This is a genomic window from Actinoplanes oryzae (genome assembly GCF_030757795.1).
Classification (GTDB): Bacteria; Actinomycetota; Actinomycetes; order Mycobacteriales; family Micromonosporaceae; genus Actinoplanes.
This window is the reverse complement of sequence record NZ_JAUQWH010000038.1, coordinates 49,710-63,042: the sequence shown is the minus strand read 5'-3', so window position 1 is coordinate 63,042 and position 13,333 is coordinate 49,710. Positions and strand designations below refer to the sequence as shown.

Here is a 13,333-nt window from a genome sequence, read left to right as displayed (position 1 = left end):
CGGGCAGTCCCTTGGCCTCCGCCATGGCCAGCGCCGCCGCGGCCTCGGTCAGGCCCGCCTCGCGCTCGCCGCGCGCCAGCAGCAGCTCCGCGAGCGCCGTCCGCGCCGGGATCAGCGGCCACACCGCCCCGACCCGCGTCGCCTCGGCGATCACCTCGCGCAGCCCCTCCTCCGCGACCTCGGCCGAGCCCTGCAGCCACCGCACCCTCGCCAGATACAGCCGGGCGTCGGCCATGGCCAGCGGCAGCCGGTCCGGGCGGGCGAGGAAGCGCAGCAACCGCTCCTCCAGCCCGGCCAGCCGCCCGGTCGCCAGGTCCAGGCCGAACGAGGTCAGCTCGACCAGCGGCCGCAGCCGCTCGTAGTCGGCGTCGTCGACCGCGCCGGCGCCGGTGGCCAGCAGGGATTCCGCCAGCGGGAAGTCGCCGACGTGCAGGGCGCCCTGGGCCCAGTTGAGGCAGGCGCGGGCGCGTTCCCGGGAGTTGCCGGCCAGTGACGCCACGGCCCCGGTGATCGCCTCGTCCACGGCCGGGTGTCCGCTTTCGAGCAGCAGCGACAGCCGGGCGATCTCGACGGCGAGGACCGCGGACGGCTCGCCCGACTCGGCGGCGGCCGCGGCGGCCTGGGCGCAGCGGGCCTGGTGTTCGCTGAGGTGGCGGCCCACCACGGTGTCGGGGGCGGACAGGACGGCCAGGGCCCGGGCGCGCCGGCCGTGGTGGCGCAGGAAGGGGACCGCCCGCTCGATCTCCTCGTAGCCCGCTTGCGCCTCGCCCTGCTGGCGCAGCATCCGGCCCAGGGCCAGGCCGAGCTCGCCGCGGGCGCCCGGGGGCAGCCGGCGATCGGCGAGCAGGTCGCGCAGGACGGGGATCGCGCTGGCCTGGGCGACGCTCTCGATGGCGGACCGGCCCAGCTTGGCGGCGAGCCGGACGCGGACCGGGCGGGGGAGCCGGGCGTACCCGGTGGTGGCGAGCAGGAAGCGGGCCGCGCTCGCGTCGTCGCCGCGGGCGGTGGCCAGGTCGGCGGCGGCCTCGGCGTTGCGGACGTGGTCCGCGGGGCTGCCGGCTTCGCGGTAATGGTGGGCCAGCCGGGCGTACGGGCGGGGCTGGTGCTGTTCGAGCAGGTGAGCCGTGCGCAGGTGCAGCAGGCGGCGCGTGACCGGCGGCAGCAGCTCGTGGACGACCTGGCGGGCGAGGGTGTGCCGGAACCACAGGTGCCCGTCGCGCTCGTGCAGAAAGCCGGTCGCCTCGGCGCGGGCGAGCGCCGCGGTGACCGTCCCGTCGTCGGTGCCGGCGATCGTGGCCAGGGCCCCCGCGTCGGCCCGGCCCAGCACCGCGGCCGCGCCGAGGATCTCGCGGGCCGGCTCGTCGAGGTGGCGCAGGCGCCCGAGGAGGACGTCGCGGAGCAGGGCGGGCACGGCCACGTCGGCCAGCGTGTCCGGATGTTCGCGGATGCGGTCGACGGCGCCGTCGGCCACGAGCGAGCGTACGACCTCCTCGACGAGGAAGGGCACGCCGGCGGTGCGCTCGTACAGGTGGGTGGTGAAGGTGTCCGGCTGCTCGGTCAGGTCGAGCAGCGCGGCCGCGAGCAGGCCGACCTCCGCGCGGGACAGCGGCGGCACGCGCATCGTGCGCACGGCGGGGCCCGGCTGCCACCCAGGCGGCGACTCGCCCTCCCGCACGGTGATCACGACCCGCACCCCGGGTACGGGCCGGGCCCCCAGCCGGTCGAGCAGCTCCAGCGTCGCCCGGTCCGCCATCTGCAGGTCCTCGACGGCGACCGCGACCGGGGCCAGGGCGGCCAGCAGTGCCACCGCCGCGCGCAGCAGCCGGGCCCGCTCGGCCTCGGGGTCCCCGAGCGGCGGAAGCGGCGGCGGCAACCGGTCGGCGAGCGCCGGCAGCAGCCGCGCGAGCACCCCGGTGACCGCGCCGGGGTCGCGCAGCGGCGGCAGCGTCCCGGTGGCGTGCGCGACCCGGATCCCGTCGAGCAGCGGCCCGAGCGGCTGCGGCTCCCGCAGGTCGTCGCAGTGCGCGACGATCACGGGCAGCCCGCTGTCCTGAAGGGACTCGGCGACCAGCCTGCTCTTGCCCACCCCGGGCTCCCCGCTGAGCAGCACTACCGGCGCCGGCCCCGCCAGCTCGGCGAGCAGCGCCTCCCGCCCGACGAACAACCCGGGCGCGGGCAGCGCGAAGAAAGCGGTCAGCTGAGACACCGGCAATTCTGTCAGGTGCCGGCGGCTACTTCGTCGTTGGTGCGGCCGGTGCGGACCGAGCGGGGGTGGTCCTCGGCGTTCCAGCCGGGCACGGCGTGGTCGTCGCGCTTGTGGAGGAGGAGCCATTCTTGTTTGCCGGCGGCGGTGGTGCGGGTGTGTTTCAGGACGAAGCGGCCGTGCAGCTTGACGCCGGCGAGGTCGAAGTGGAGCTCGCCGGCGTCCAGGGCGCCGGTGGCGAGGGTCCAGGTGCCGGTGTCCCAGACGATGACGTCGCCGGCGCCGTAGCGGCCGGCCGGGAGGACGCCTTCGAAGTCGCCGTAGCTCAGCTCGTGGTCCTCGACGCGGAAGGCGGCGCGGCGGACGGCCGGGTCGAGGGTCGGCCCCTTGGGGACGGCCCAGCTGACGAGGACGCCGCCCAGCTCGAGCCGGAAGTCGTAGTGCAGCCGCCGGGCCCGGTGCCGCTGGACGACGAACATCATGTCGAGCCGCGCACGACGAGCCTGGTGGGGAGCGTGGTGGGCGACGGGGGAGCGGCGGTGCCCTGCAGCATCGCCATGACGGCCTCCGCGGCGGCCGTACCGAAGCCGGTCTTGTCCTGGGTGACGGTGGTGAGACCGGGAGGGATCAGGGCGGCGACCTCGATGTCGTCGAAGCCGACGAGCGCGACGTCCCCGGGGACGCGCAGGCCGGCCTCGTGCAGGGCCTGCATGGCGCCGACCGCCATCTCGTCGCCGGCGGCGAACACGGCGGTGGGCCGGGGATCGCGGGCGAGCAGCCTCTTCATGGCGGCGTAACCGCTGTCGAGATAGAAGTCGCCCGCCACGACGTCCTCGTCGGCGAGCGGCAGGCCCGCCTCGGCGAGCGCGGCGCGGAACCCGGTCAGGCGTTCCGCGGCCGGCAGCGTCGGCGGCGGGCCGGTGATCGTGGCGATGTGCCGGTGTCCGCGTTCGATCAGGTGGGCCGCGGCGAGGCGGCCGCCGCCGGCGTTGTCCGACGTGATGTAGGTGCAGGTCGGGCCGGTGAAGCGCAGGTCGAGGGCGACGCAGGGCACGGCGGCGTCGACGAGGGCGAGGACGGCCGGGTCGCGGCTGCCGTTGTCGATGATGACCACGCCGTCGACGCTGTGGCGCTGGACCGCGCGCAGGAAGCGCTGCCGGTCGTCGAGGCCGGGGCTCTGGTCGGGGGCGAGCATGAGCAGGTGCAGGCCGTGGGCGCTCAGGGCGCTCTTGAGGGCGACGAGGATGTCCTGGAAGAACGGGTGCCGCCAGCCGGGGCGGCGGTGGTCGGTGTCCCACACCAGGCCGACCATGTGCGACTTCTTCGTCGCGAGCGTGCGGGCCGACTCGTTCGGCAGGTAGCCGACCTCGGCGGCGGTCGCGAGGACGAGCTGGCGGGTGCGCATGCTGACGATCTCGGGGGCGTTGAAGACCCGCGACACCGTGGCGACGGAGACGCCGGAGCGGCGGGCCACCTCCCGAATGCTCGACACGCCGGGAGTGTAACCGGTTTCAAGATCGTGTCCAAGCTGTGGATCTCGTTACCGGCTTGTTACTTGACGGGACCCGGGGTCGGGGCGGCACACTCGTCCCCATCAATTTCCCGAACCGGTTAAGTGATCTCCGCGGACCGAATGTAACCGGTTACATCAGCGTGAGAGGACTGTGTGACATGCGCTTTCTGCGTACGGTCGGCGCCCTGGCGGCGGCCACGATGATGCTCACCGCCTGCGGCTCCGGGGGCGGCAGCGAGGGTGGCGGCGGCGACATCACGCTGGACGTCAACCTGTTCGGCAACTTCGGCTACGAGCAGCTCTACAAGGAGTACGAGGCCGCGCACCCCGGCATCAAGATCCAGGAGCACACGGCCGCCTACAACGACCACCACCGTGACCTCGCCACGCACCTCGCCACGGGGTCGGGCGCCGGCGACATCGAGGGCGTCGACACCGGGTTCATCGCCCAGATGCGCGAGGCCGGCAAGCAGTTCGTCGACCTGGGCACCGAGCGTCAGGCGGAGTATCTGCCCTGGAAGTGGCAGGCGTCGCTGACCAAGGAGGGCCAGCAGATCGGGTACGGCACCGACGTCGGCGGCCTCGCGATCTGCTACCGCCGCGACCTCTTCGAGAAGGCCGGCCTGCCCGCCGACCGCGACGCCGTCTCCGCGTCCTGGGCCGCGGGCTGGGACAAGTACCTCGAGGTGGGCGCGAAGTACACCGCGAAGGCGCCGGCCGGCACCGCGTTCTTCGACGGCGGCGGGGCGCTCTACAACGCCGTCATCGGCCAGGCGCCGCAGGGCTTCTACGCCCCCGACAACACCGTGGTCGTGGCCTCCAACCCGGAGGTGCGCAAGGCCTGGGACCTGGTCGTGCGGGCGATCCAGGGCAACATGTCGGCCAAGCTGGTCGAGAGCTCGCCGGAGTGGAACAACGGCTTCGCCAAGGGCCAGTTCGCCACCATCGCCTGCCCGGCGTGGATGATGGCCAAGATCAAGGACCAGGCCAAGAGCTTCGCCGGCAAGTGGGACGTGGCCTCGGTGCCCGGGGGCGGCGGCAACTGGGGCGGCTCGTACCTGACCGTGCCCAAGCAGGGCAAGCACGTCGAGGAGGCCAAGAAGCTCGCCGCCTGGCTGACCGCACCCGAGCAGCAGGCGCGCAACTTCACCTCGCAGGGCCTGCTGCCGTCGATCCCGGCGCTCTACGACAAGCCCGAGATCGCGAACTACAAGGACCCGTTCTTCAACAACGCCCCGGTCGGCAAGCTGTTCACCACCGCCGCCAAGGAGCTCGAGCCGCAGTACCAGGGCCCGCGTACGGGCGACATCCAGACCACCATCCGGGACGGCCTGATCCGCGTCGAGCAGGGCAAGCAGGGCTCCGAGCAGTCCTGGACGCAGACGGTCAGCGACATCGAGCGTCTCACCAAGTGAGGGCCGCCCTGAGCCGGCTCGACGCCAAGGGCTCCCCGTACCTCTACATCGTCCCGTTCTTCCTGCTCTTCGGCGTGTTCGGGTTGTGGCCGCTGCTCTACACCGGCTACGTCTCGTTCAACGACTGGGACCTGCTGGACGCGGGGGAGCACACGTGGGTCGGGCTGGCGAACTACCGCGAGCTGCTCGGGGACGCGTACTTCTGGAACGCGCTCGGCAACACCCTGAGCATCTGGGTGCTGTCCACGGTGCCGCAACTGCTGGCGGCGCTGTGGATCGCGCACCTGCTCAACCATCGGCTCCGGGCGCGTACCAGCCTGCGCATGGGGGTGTTGCTGCCCAACATCACGTCCATCGTGGCCGTGACGATCGTCTTCACGCAGATGTTCGGCCGCGATTTCGGCATGATCAACTGGCTGCTCGGGATCGTCGGTGCCGGCCCGGTCGACTGGCAGGCGAACACTTGGAGCTCGCACCTCGCGATCTCGCTCATCGTGGCGTGGCGCTGGACCGGCTACAACGCGCTGATCTACCTCGCCTCCATGCAGGCCATCCCGCACGACCTGTACGAAGCCGCCGACCTCGACGGCGCCAACCAGCGGCAGCAGTTCTGGCGCATCACCGTGCCCCAGCTGCGCCCGACCATCATGTTCACCGCGGTGATCTCGACGATCGGCGGCCTGCAGATCATGGCCGAGCCGCTGCTCTTCGCGGGCACCTCCACCCCGACCGGCGGCTCGGACCGGCAGTTCCAGACCGCCGCGCTGTTCATGTACGAGCAGGGCTTCCGCGAGTTCCGGTTCGGCTACGCCTCCGCGATCGCCTGGACGCTCTGCCTGGTCATCGCCGTCTTCGCGGTCGCCAACTTCCTGCTCACCCGGCGCATCGCGAACGACGAGAAGTGAGGCTGTCATGACCCTGCTCGCCCCGGTCGAGAAGCCGGCGCCGCCCGTGGAGAAACGGCCGGTCCGGCGGCGCGTCTTCGGCTACCCGCGCCGCGCGTCGGTCTGGACCTACGCCGCCCTGCTCGCCGTGGTCGCCGGCTCGGTGTTCCCGCTCTACTGGTCGCTGGTCGTCTCGTCGCAGACCAGCGAGGCCGTCGCCCAGGTCCCCCCGGTGCTCGTGCCGGGGGGCCACCTCTTCGACAACATCGCCCGGGTCTTCGACTCGACCGACTTCGGGCAGGCCCTGCTCAACTCGCTGATCGTCAGCGGCTCGGTCACCGTCTCCGTGGTGTTCTTCTCGACGCTGGCCGGTTTCGCCTTCGCCAAGCTCCGCTTCCGCGGCCGCAAGGTGCTGCTGGTGCTCGCCATCGCCACGTCGATGGTGCCGCAGCAGCTCGGCATCATCCCGCTCTACCTGCTCATGGCGAAGCTCGGCTGGACCGACCACCTCGCCGCCGTCATCGTCCCGGGGCTGGTCACCGCGTTCGGCGTCTTCTTCATGACCCAGTACCTGGGCCGGGCGGTGCCCGACGAGCTGCTGGAGGCCGGCCGCGTCGACGGCTGCAGCACCTTCGGCCTCTACTGGCACGTCGTCCTGCCGGCCGCGCGACCCGCGGCGGCGGTGCTCGGCCTGTTCACCTTCATGCAGGCGTGGAACGACTTCTTCTGGCCCCTGGTCGTCCTGCAGGACAACGCCACGGTCCAGGTCGCCCTGTCGTCGCTGGCCAGCGGCTACACCACCGACTACACCCTCACCCTGACGGGCACGCTGCTGGCCACGCTCCCGATCCTGGTGATCTTCATGCTCCTCGGCCGCCAGATCGTCGGCGGCATCATGCAAGGCGCGATCAAAGGTTGATGATGGAACTGACACAGATGCCGGACGGGTTCGTGTGGGGGGCCGCCACGGCGGCGTACCAGATCGAAGGCGGGGCCGCCGAGGACGGGCGCGGCGAGTCGATCTGGGACGTCTTCTGCCGTACGCCCGGGGCGGTCGCCGGCGGGGCGTCGGGCGCGGTGGCCTGCGACAGCTACCACCGGTGGCGCGACGACGTGGCGCTGCTGGCCGAGCTGGGCGTGGACGCGTACCGGTTCTCGGTGTCGTGGCCCCGGGTCCTGCCGGCCGGGGCGGGTGCGGTGAACAAGGCCGGGCTCGACTACTACGACCGGCTCGTCGACGCGTTGTGCGAGCGGGGCGTCCGGCCGTTCGTCACGCTCTACCACTGGGACCTGCCGCAGGCGCTCGAGGACGCGGGCGGCGGGTGGCGGGTGCGGGACACGGCACAGCACTTCGTCGAGTACGCCGCCGTGGTCGCGGCCCGGCTCGGCGACCGCGTCCGGGACTGGATCACGCTCAACGAGCCCTACTGCTCGTCGATCGTCGGCTACGCCGAGGGGCGGCACGCGCCCGGCGCCCGGGACGGGCACGGCGCCCTGGCCGCCGCCCACCACCTGCTGGTCGGGCACGGGCTCGCGGTGCCGGCGATCCGGGCCGCCTCACCCGGGGCGCGGGTGGGCATCACGCTCAACCTGTCGCCGGCCGTGCCCGCCACCGGCAGCGAGGCGGACCGGGCCGCGGCCGCGCGGATGGACCTGATGCTCAACCGGCAGTTCACCGATCCGGTGCTCGGGGGCGCGTACCCGGAGGGGTTCGAGGAGCTCTACGCCGGCGTGAGCGACCTGTCGTTCCGGCACGACGGCGATCTCGCGCTGATCGGGGCGCCGCTGGACTTCCTCGGCGTCAACTACTACTACCGGATCCACGCCGCGGACGTGCCGCACGACCAGCCGGATCCCGCCCTGCGCAGCGCCTGCGACATCGGGGTGCGGTCGGTGCCCCGCGAGGGGGTGCCGGTCACCGACCTGGGCTGGCCGATCGAGCCGCAGGGCCTGCACGACACGCTGCGCGGGCTCGCGGGCCGCTTCCCGCAGCTGCCGCCGGTCTACGTGACCGAGAACGGCGTCGCCGAGCTGCGCGAGGACACCGGCCCGGACCCTCGCCGCATCCAGTTCGTGGCCGAGCACGTGGCGGCGGCCGCCGCGGCCGGCATCGACCTGCGGGGCTACTTCTACTGGTCGCTGCTCGACAACTTCGAGTGGGCGCGCGGGTACGGCCCCCGCTTCGGCCTCGTGCACGTCGACTATCCGACGGGTACGCGCACCCCGCGCGCGAGCTACCACTGGCTGCGCGAGAACCTGCGGGCTACGAGCGTGCCCAGAGCCAGTCGGTGATGCGGGCGACGGCCTGATCACGGTGCCGCCGGTAGGTGTTGAACGACAGGTGCAACGTCTCGGCCACCCGCTCCTGAGTGGTGACGGGGTGCAGGAACGTGCGGTCGACCAGGTCGTGCAACGCCGGCGGCAGCGTGGCGGCCGCCTCCTCGACGAGCTCGCGGAGGGGGACCAGGCGGGTGCCCAGCAGGGGATTGTGGTCGAGATCGCGCAGGGCGGCCCGGACGGCGGCGTCGAACTCGGCCCGGCTGAGCACCACGGCACCGGCGTCCGCCGCGGTGGCCCGCGTCGGCAGGCCGTCCTGCCGGGCCTGCACCACGGTCATCCACTCGGTGACGTCGACGCGCCGCCAGTCGTGGGCGAACACCGGATGCGGGACACCGTCGAAGGCGTGCCAGAAGTCGAGATTGTCCATGGTGGGTCCCCACTGCCCGGCGTCCGCGTAGGCGCCGTTCAGCGTCCACGCGACGCCGGTCGTCGTGAGGATGTCGAGCGTCTGGCAGGCGGCGAAGAGGGTCGTCGACGGCGACGGCCGCTGCCCGTGGTCCCGGTCGAGGAAGAACCGCCACGCGCGGATCACCTCGCCGGGGCGCGGGGGAGCCTGCTCCTGCGCGTAGCGCCACATCGCCTCCGCAGCCGGGTCCGCGCTCGAGCCCTCCAGGGTCAGGCAGGCGGCGTAACCTCGCGCCTCGCCCGACGGCGCGCGGAAGACGCGGAACGCCGCCGGGTCACGCCCCAGCCAGTACTCGGCGTGCCGCGCCTGCTCGGCGCCCTGCCACCGGCGGGTCATGGCGACGATCGCCGGACCGTCGGCGGGGCGCAGATCGTCCACGTACGCCTGGAAGGTCGGCGGCGGTGTCGTGCACGTCTCCACCCGGGAGCGGCCACCCGCCAGCACGATCGAGCCGGTGATCAGACGCAGGCGCTCGCCGCGGTCGGCAGTCGCGCGGATCCGCGCGAGCACTGCGCCGGAAAGCTCCCGGTGCAGCTCGGCGTAGCGGCCGGGATCGCGCCAGCGCAGGTCGGCGTCGAGGGCGTCGCGGACCACGTCGTGCGGATACAGCCCGTACGGGCCCTCCTCGACGAACGACAGCGTGCGCAGCCAGGCGAACAGCTCGCCCGCGTCGTCCCCGGTCACCGGGCGCAGCAGCTCCTCGGTCGTGACGGGCAGATGCGCGCACACCTCGAGCGCCCTCCGGTGCCGCGGGGTCGGCGTCGCGTCGACGGTGCGGGCCAGCAGCGCGCTCACGACGTCGGGCAGGTCGCTCAGCGTCCGCGCCTCGGCGCCCCGCCGGACCGCCTCGACCAGCATCGACAGGGTCAACGGGTGCCCGTGGCCCAGGGCCAGCAGGGTGTCCCGGAGGGCTGACGGCACGCCTTGAGCCGCCAGATAGGCCGCACCGTCCTCCGGGGAGAGATTGCCCAGCGGGACGACCGTCAGCAGCTCGCGCCACCCGGGGTCGGCCGCCCACCGGGGTGCCTGCCGGCCGGCCAGCACGATCAGGCTGTCGCCGGGCAGCGCCGGCAGATAGTGCTCGCGGACCCAGTCGTCGACGGGGGAGAGCAGCTCGTACGTGTCGATGAGCAGCACCGGCCGGTCGCCCTCCGGCGTGGGCAGCTGCGTGCCGTCCCGGGCGTCGGCGCGGAGGAGCTCCCGCCCGGCCCCGGCGGCCAGCTCGGCGAATCTGTCGAGCAGGGAACTCTTGCCGACGCCGCCGGGACCGTGCACGAAGAGCACGCCGGACCCGCTCAGCGCCGCCCGGAACAGCGCGAGCTCCTCGTCACGGCCCGTGAACGCCCGCCGCCGCAGCTCGCCCAGCCGCTGTCCGAGAGTCGTCACCGGGCAAACGCTAGCCAAAGTCCGCAATTTCCCGCATCGATCTCGACCGTGACGCCGCCTACAGTCCCGACCGTGATCGAACCGTTTCCCGTGCACATTCCCGACGACGCCCTGGCCGACCTGCGGACGCGGCTCGCCCGCACCCGGCTGCCCGAGCCCCTGACCGACCCGTCCCAGGGCTACGGCCCGGACCGCCTGTCCGCCCTGCTCGACGTGTGGCGGCAGCACGACTGGCGGGCGCTCGAACGCCGCTGGAACGCCATCCCGCACTTCAAGGCCCGGCTCGACGGGCTGGACATCGCCTTCTGGCACGTCCGGTCGCCCGAGCCCGGCGCCCTGCCGCTGGTGCTCACGCACGGCTGGCCCGGCTCGGTGCTGGAGTTCGAGGACGTTATCGGGCCGCTGACCGATCCGGTGGCGCACGGCGGCTCGGCGGCGGACGCCTTCCACGTCGTCGTCCCGGCGCTGCCCGGCTTCGGCTTCAGCGAGCGGCCTCTCTCCCCGGGCTGGAATCCCGGGCGTACGGCCGGCGCCTGGGCCGACCTGATGACCCAGCTCGGCTACGAGCGGTTCGGGGCGCACGGCGGCGACTGGGGCGCCTTCGTCGGCACGGAACTGGCCCGTCTGGTCCCGGACCGGGTCGCCGGCCTGCACCTCACCATGCCGCTCGCCTCCCCGCTGCCGGAGGACCGCGAGACCGCCGACGCCGCCGAGCAGGCCATGATCGCCAAGCGCGACCAGTTCCTGCGCGGCGGCATGGTGCACGTGCTGGCGCAGAGCCTGCGCCCGCAGACCTTCGGCTACTCGTGGGTCGACTCGCCGGCCGGGCTGGCCGCCTGGCTCGGCGAGCATCTCGACGCCTTCGCCGACGACCGCGGCGTCCCCCTGGAACGCCAGGCCGACAACATCGCCCTCTACTGGTTCACCGCCACGGGGGCGTCGACCGCCCGCTGGTACTGGGAGTCCGGCCCGCGCTGGTCGCCGCGCAGCGCCGAGGAGCAGAACGCCCAGCCGGTGACCGTGCCGACGGCGTTCACCCTCTTCCCCGCCGAGCCGTTCCCCGTGGCCCGCCGCTGGGCCGAGCGCCGCTACCGGGACATCCGGTCGTGGCACGAGAGGGACAGCGGCGGGCACTATCCCGGCTGGGAGCGCCCCGGCGTGCTGGTCGCCGAGCTGCGGGAGGCGTTCCGGCACGCGCGCTGAATCTGGGCACCGGACGGGCAGTGGATGGGCTGTGGCCCGCCGCCGGGCCGCCCGACCATCGACGGCATGGACACACGGGTGTGCCGGGCGGTCGCCCACATGCGGGAGCGGCTGGGGCAGCGGCTCACGATCGCCGAGCTGGCGGGCGTCGCGCTGCTGAGCCCGTACCACTTCGTGCGGGTCTTCCGCCGCGAGGTCGGGCGGACCCCGCACCGGCACCTGACCCTGCTGCGGGTCCGCGAGGCGCAACGCCTGCTGGAGCAGGGACTGCCGGTCACGGCCGTGGCCGCCCACTGTGGCTTCTCCGGTACGCCCCACTTCTCAGCCGTCTTCCTGCGCCACACCGGACTGCGCCCGTCGCGCTGGCCCGCCCACGCGCTCAGCGGTGGAGAAGTGCCATGCGGCCGAAGTCCTCGTCGAGCTCGCGGATGAGGGCGAAGCCGGCGCCGGCGGCCTCGGCCACCAGCTCGGCCATCGGGCGGGCGAACGGCAGCCCCTGCGCCCGCGCCACCATGCGGCGCAGGGTGAAGGCGGCGAGCCCGGCCCGGCCGTCCGGGGGGAAGTCGAGTTGCTGCAGGAGCAGCAGGCCGCCGGCGTGCAGGCTGCGGTGGATCATGGCGAGGGTGGCCTCCCGGGCGGGCAGCGGAAAGAAGGGCTGCGCCCAGAAGGCGATGTCGTACGCGTCCGGCTCGTCGAAGTCCCGCGCGTCCTGCACCCGGATGTCGACGCGGTCCGTCACGCCCAGGGTGGCGGCCCGTTCGCGGGCGACGGCCGCCACCTCGGGCACCACCTCCAGGGTCGTGGCGCGCAGGTCCGGGAGCATGGTGGCGGCGGTGAGGACGAAGCCGCCGACGCCGCTGCCCACGTCGAGCATGCGGCCGGTCGCCATGGCGTCGGCGACCTCCGGGACGGCCTCGAAGATCTTGGTGACGACCGCGCGGGCGCCGTCGCCGGGGCGGAAGGCGTTGGCGCGGGCCACGGTGAGGGCGTCGGCGGGGGACTGTTCGACGACGCCGGTGCGGACGGCTGCCTCGGTCTGGCGGGCGAGCAGCCGGGCCTGCGCGATCCTCGCCGGCAGGTCGCCGGGGGCGTCGTCGGCGAGGGCGGCGGCGACGGCGGGGGTGAGCCGGAACCGGCCGTCGTCCACCTCCTCGGCCAGGTCGTGGGCGACGAGGGCGGTGAGCAGGTCGGCGGCCCGGTCCGGCGTCAGCCGCGCGTAGGCGGCCACGGCGGCGGCGTCCCGCTCCTGTCGCAGGAATACGGACAGCTCCTGTGCCGCGCTCAGCAGGGCCAGGGCCTGGGCGCCATGACCCCACCGGGCGAGCAGTTCTTCGATCCCCATGAATGCATACTGCATGTCACCATGGGCACCTGCCCAGCGGGGTCACAGGTCGCCCAGCAGCGCCCCGATGACCTCCATCAGCTGCGCGCGCAGCTGGTCGGCCGGCAGGTCCTGGTAGTGGTCCGACAGCATCACCAGGGGGCCGAAGATCGCGCCCAGGGCACTGCCGAGCCGGACCCTGACCCGCGGGTCGAGCGCGGGGTCGGCGAAGAGCGCCGAGAGCTTCGTGTTCTGCGCCGCCATCCGGGCGCCGAGCGCGGGGTCGTCGGCGAACAGCGCGTGGAAGACGTCCTCGTTGCGTTCCAGGACCACGAGCATCTGCCGGTGCCGCAGGGCGATGTCGATGATCTGCGGCAGGGCCCGCTGCCAGGCGCCCGGGTCGGTGCCGGCCACCACCAGCCGGTCGGACGCCTCGGTGAGGACGTCGAGGGCCCGGCCGACGACCGTACGGGCGATGTCGTCCTTGGCGTGGAAGTGGTGGTACACCGCCGCTTTGCTGACGCCCAGCCGCTCCGCGATGTGCCGCAGCGACGTGCCCTGATAGCCCTGGCGGGCGAACAGCTCGACGGCGACGTCCACGATGCGCTCCCGCATCGGCTCGGGGCGGGGGCTGGCGGCGGTCACCGCCACAGGGTATAACT

At 73.4% G+C, this 13,333-nt stretch carries 12 protein-coding genes; 6 read left to right on the top strand and 6 right to left on the bottom strand.

What is annotated here, in order from left to right; genetic code table 11:
- From RBH18_RS15445 to RBH18_RS15435, 3 genes are all read right to left on the bottom strand, one after another.
- Positions 1 to 2,206, bottom strand: a 2,206-nt coding sequence (locus RBH18_RS15445) for an ATP-binding protein (RefSeq protein ID WP_306208216.1), incomplete at its 3' end; no start/stop codon positions are given.
- A gap of 11 nt (positions 2,207 to 2,217) precedes the next feature.
- Positions 2,218 to 2,685, bottom strand: a complete 468-nt coding sequence (locus RBH18_RS15440) for a DNA polymerase ligase N-terminal domain-containing protein (RefSeq protein ID WP_306208214.1) — start codon at positions 2,683 to 2,685, stop codon at positions 2,218 to 2,220.
- Positions 2,682 to 3,695 carry a LacI family DNA-binding transcriptional regulator gene (locus tag RBH18_RS15435; protein WP_306208212.1) on the bottom strand — a complete coding sequence of 338 codons (1,014 nt, stop codon included), beginning with the start codon at positions 3,693 to 3,695 and terminating at the stop codon, positions 2,682 to 2,684. Before RBH18_RS15435 ends, RBH18_RS15440 begins: the two co-directional genes overlap by 4 nt.
- A 179-nt stretch (positions 3,696 to 3,874) precedes the next feature.
- Between RBH18_RS15435 and RBH18_RS15430 the strand changes: the two genes are divergently transcribed.
- The 4 genes from RBH18_RS15430 to RBH18_RS15415 are packed head-to-tail and all read left to right on the top strand — an operon-like array spanning position 3,875 to position 8,307.
- Complete coding sequence (locus tag RBH18_RS15430; RefSeq protein WP_306208210.1) at positions 3,875 to 5,131, top strand: ABC transporter substrate-binding protein; 1,257 nt, start codon at positions 3,875 to 3,877, stop codon at positions 5,129 to 5,131.
- Positions 5,128 to 6,036: a carbohydrate ABC transporter permease gene (locus tag RBH18_RS15425; RefSeq protein WP_306208208.1), complete on the top strand. Its 909-nt coding sequence runs from the start codon at positions 5,128 to 5,130 to the stop codon at positions 6,034 to 6,036. Before RBH18_RS15430 ends, RBH18_RS15425 begins: the two co-directional genes overlap by 4 nt.
- Before the next feature lie 7 nt (positions 6,037 to 6,043).
- Positions 6,044 to 6,934, top strand: a complete 891-nt coding sequence (locus tag RBH18_RS15420; RefSeq protein WP_306208205.1) for a carbohydrate ABC transporter permease — start codon at positions 6,044 to 6,046, stop codon at positions 6,932 to 6,934.
- Between the two features lie 2 nt (positions 6,935 to 6,936).
- Positions 6,937 to 8,307: a GH1 family beta-glucosidase gene (locus tag RBH18_RS15415; protein WP_306208203.1), complete on the top strand. Its 1,371-nt coding sequence runs from the start codon at positions 6,937 to 6,939 to the stop codon at positions 8,305 to 8,307.
- Here RBH18_RS15415 and RBH18_RS15410 read toward each other — a convergent pair.
- On the bottom strand, positions 8,279 to 10,147 hold the full coding sequence (locus tag RBH18_RS15410; protein WP_306208201.1) for an AAA family ATPase: 1,869 nt from the start codon (positions 10,145 to 10,147) through the stop codon (positions 8,279 to 8,281). The genes RBH18_RS15415 and RBH18_RS15410 overlap by 29 nt on opposite strands.
- Positions 10,148 to 10,219: 72 nt before the next feature.
- Between RBH18_RS15410 and RBH18_RS15405 the strand changes: the two genes are divergently transcribed.
- Together RBH18_RS15405 and RBH18_RS15400 are read left to right on the top strand one after the other, a co-directional pair.
- Positions 10,220 to 11,350 (top strand): epoxide hydrolase family protein, encoded by a 1,131-nt coding sequence (locus RBH18_RS15405; protein WP_306208199.1) that lies wholly within the window; start codon positions 10,220 to 10,222, stop codon positions 11,348 to 11,350.
- A 66-nt stretch (positions 11,351 to 11,416) separates the two neighbouring features.
- Positions 11,417 to 11,782, top strand: a complete 366-nt coding sequence (locus tag RBH18_RS15400) for a helix-turn-helix domain-containing protein (protein WP_306208197.1) — start codon at positions 11,417 to 11,419, stop codon at positions 11,780 to 11,782.
- Here the strand turns inward: RBH18_RS15400 and RBH18_RS15395 are convergent.
- Together RBH18_RS15395 and RBH18_RS15390 are read right to left on the bottom strand one after the other, a co-directional pair.
- The gene (locus tag RBH18_RS15395) at positions 11,730 to 12,692 is read right to left on the bottom strand and encodes an SAM-dependent methyltransferase (protein ID WP_306208195.1); all 963 of its coding nucleotides are present in this window, start codon (positions 12,690 to 12,692) and stop codon (positions 11,730 to 11,732) included. The two genes, RBH18_RS15400 and RBH18_RS15395, sit on opposite strands and share 53 nt — an antisense overlap.
- 42 nt (positions 12,693 to 12,734) lie before the next feature.
- On the bottom strand, positions 12,735 to 13,316 hold the full coding sequence (locus tag RBH18_RS15390) for a TetR/AcrR family transcriptional regulator (protein WP_372338920.1): 582 nt from the start codon (positions 13,314 to 13,316) through the stop codon (positions 12,735 to 12,737).
- Positions 13,317 to 13,333 lie beyond the last annotated feature (17 nt).

Bases quoted from the DNA above. Each gene is read 5' to 3' on its own strand.
- RBH18_RS15440 (WP_306208214.1), bottom strand. From the start codon at position 2,685: ATGATGTTCGTCGTCCAGCGGCACCGGGCCCGGCGGCTGCACTACGAC.
- RBH18_RS15430 (WP_306208210.1), top strand. From the start codon at position 3,875: ATGCGCTTTCTGCGTACGGTCGGCGCCCTGGCGGCGGCCACGATGATG.
- RBH18_RS15420 (WP_306208205.1), top strand. From the start codon at position 6,044: ATGACCCTGCTCGCCCCGGTCGAGAAGCCGGCGCCGCCCGTGGAGAAA.
- RBH18_RS15415 (WP_306208203.1), top strand. From the start codon at position 6,937: ATGGAACTGACACAGATGCCGGACGGGTTCGTGTGGGGGGCCGCCACG.
- RBH18_RS15400 (WP_306208197.1), top strand. From the start codon at position 11,417: ATGGACACACGGGTGTGCCGGGCGGTCGCCCACATGCGGGAGCGGCTG.
- RBH18_RS15395 (WP_306208195.1), bottom strand. From the start codon at position 12,692: ATGGGGATCGAAGAACTGCTCGCCCGGTGGGGTCATGGCGCCCAGGCC.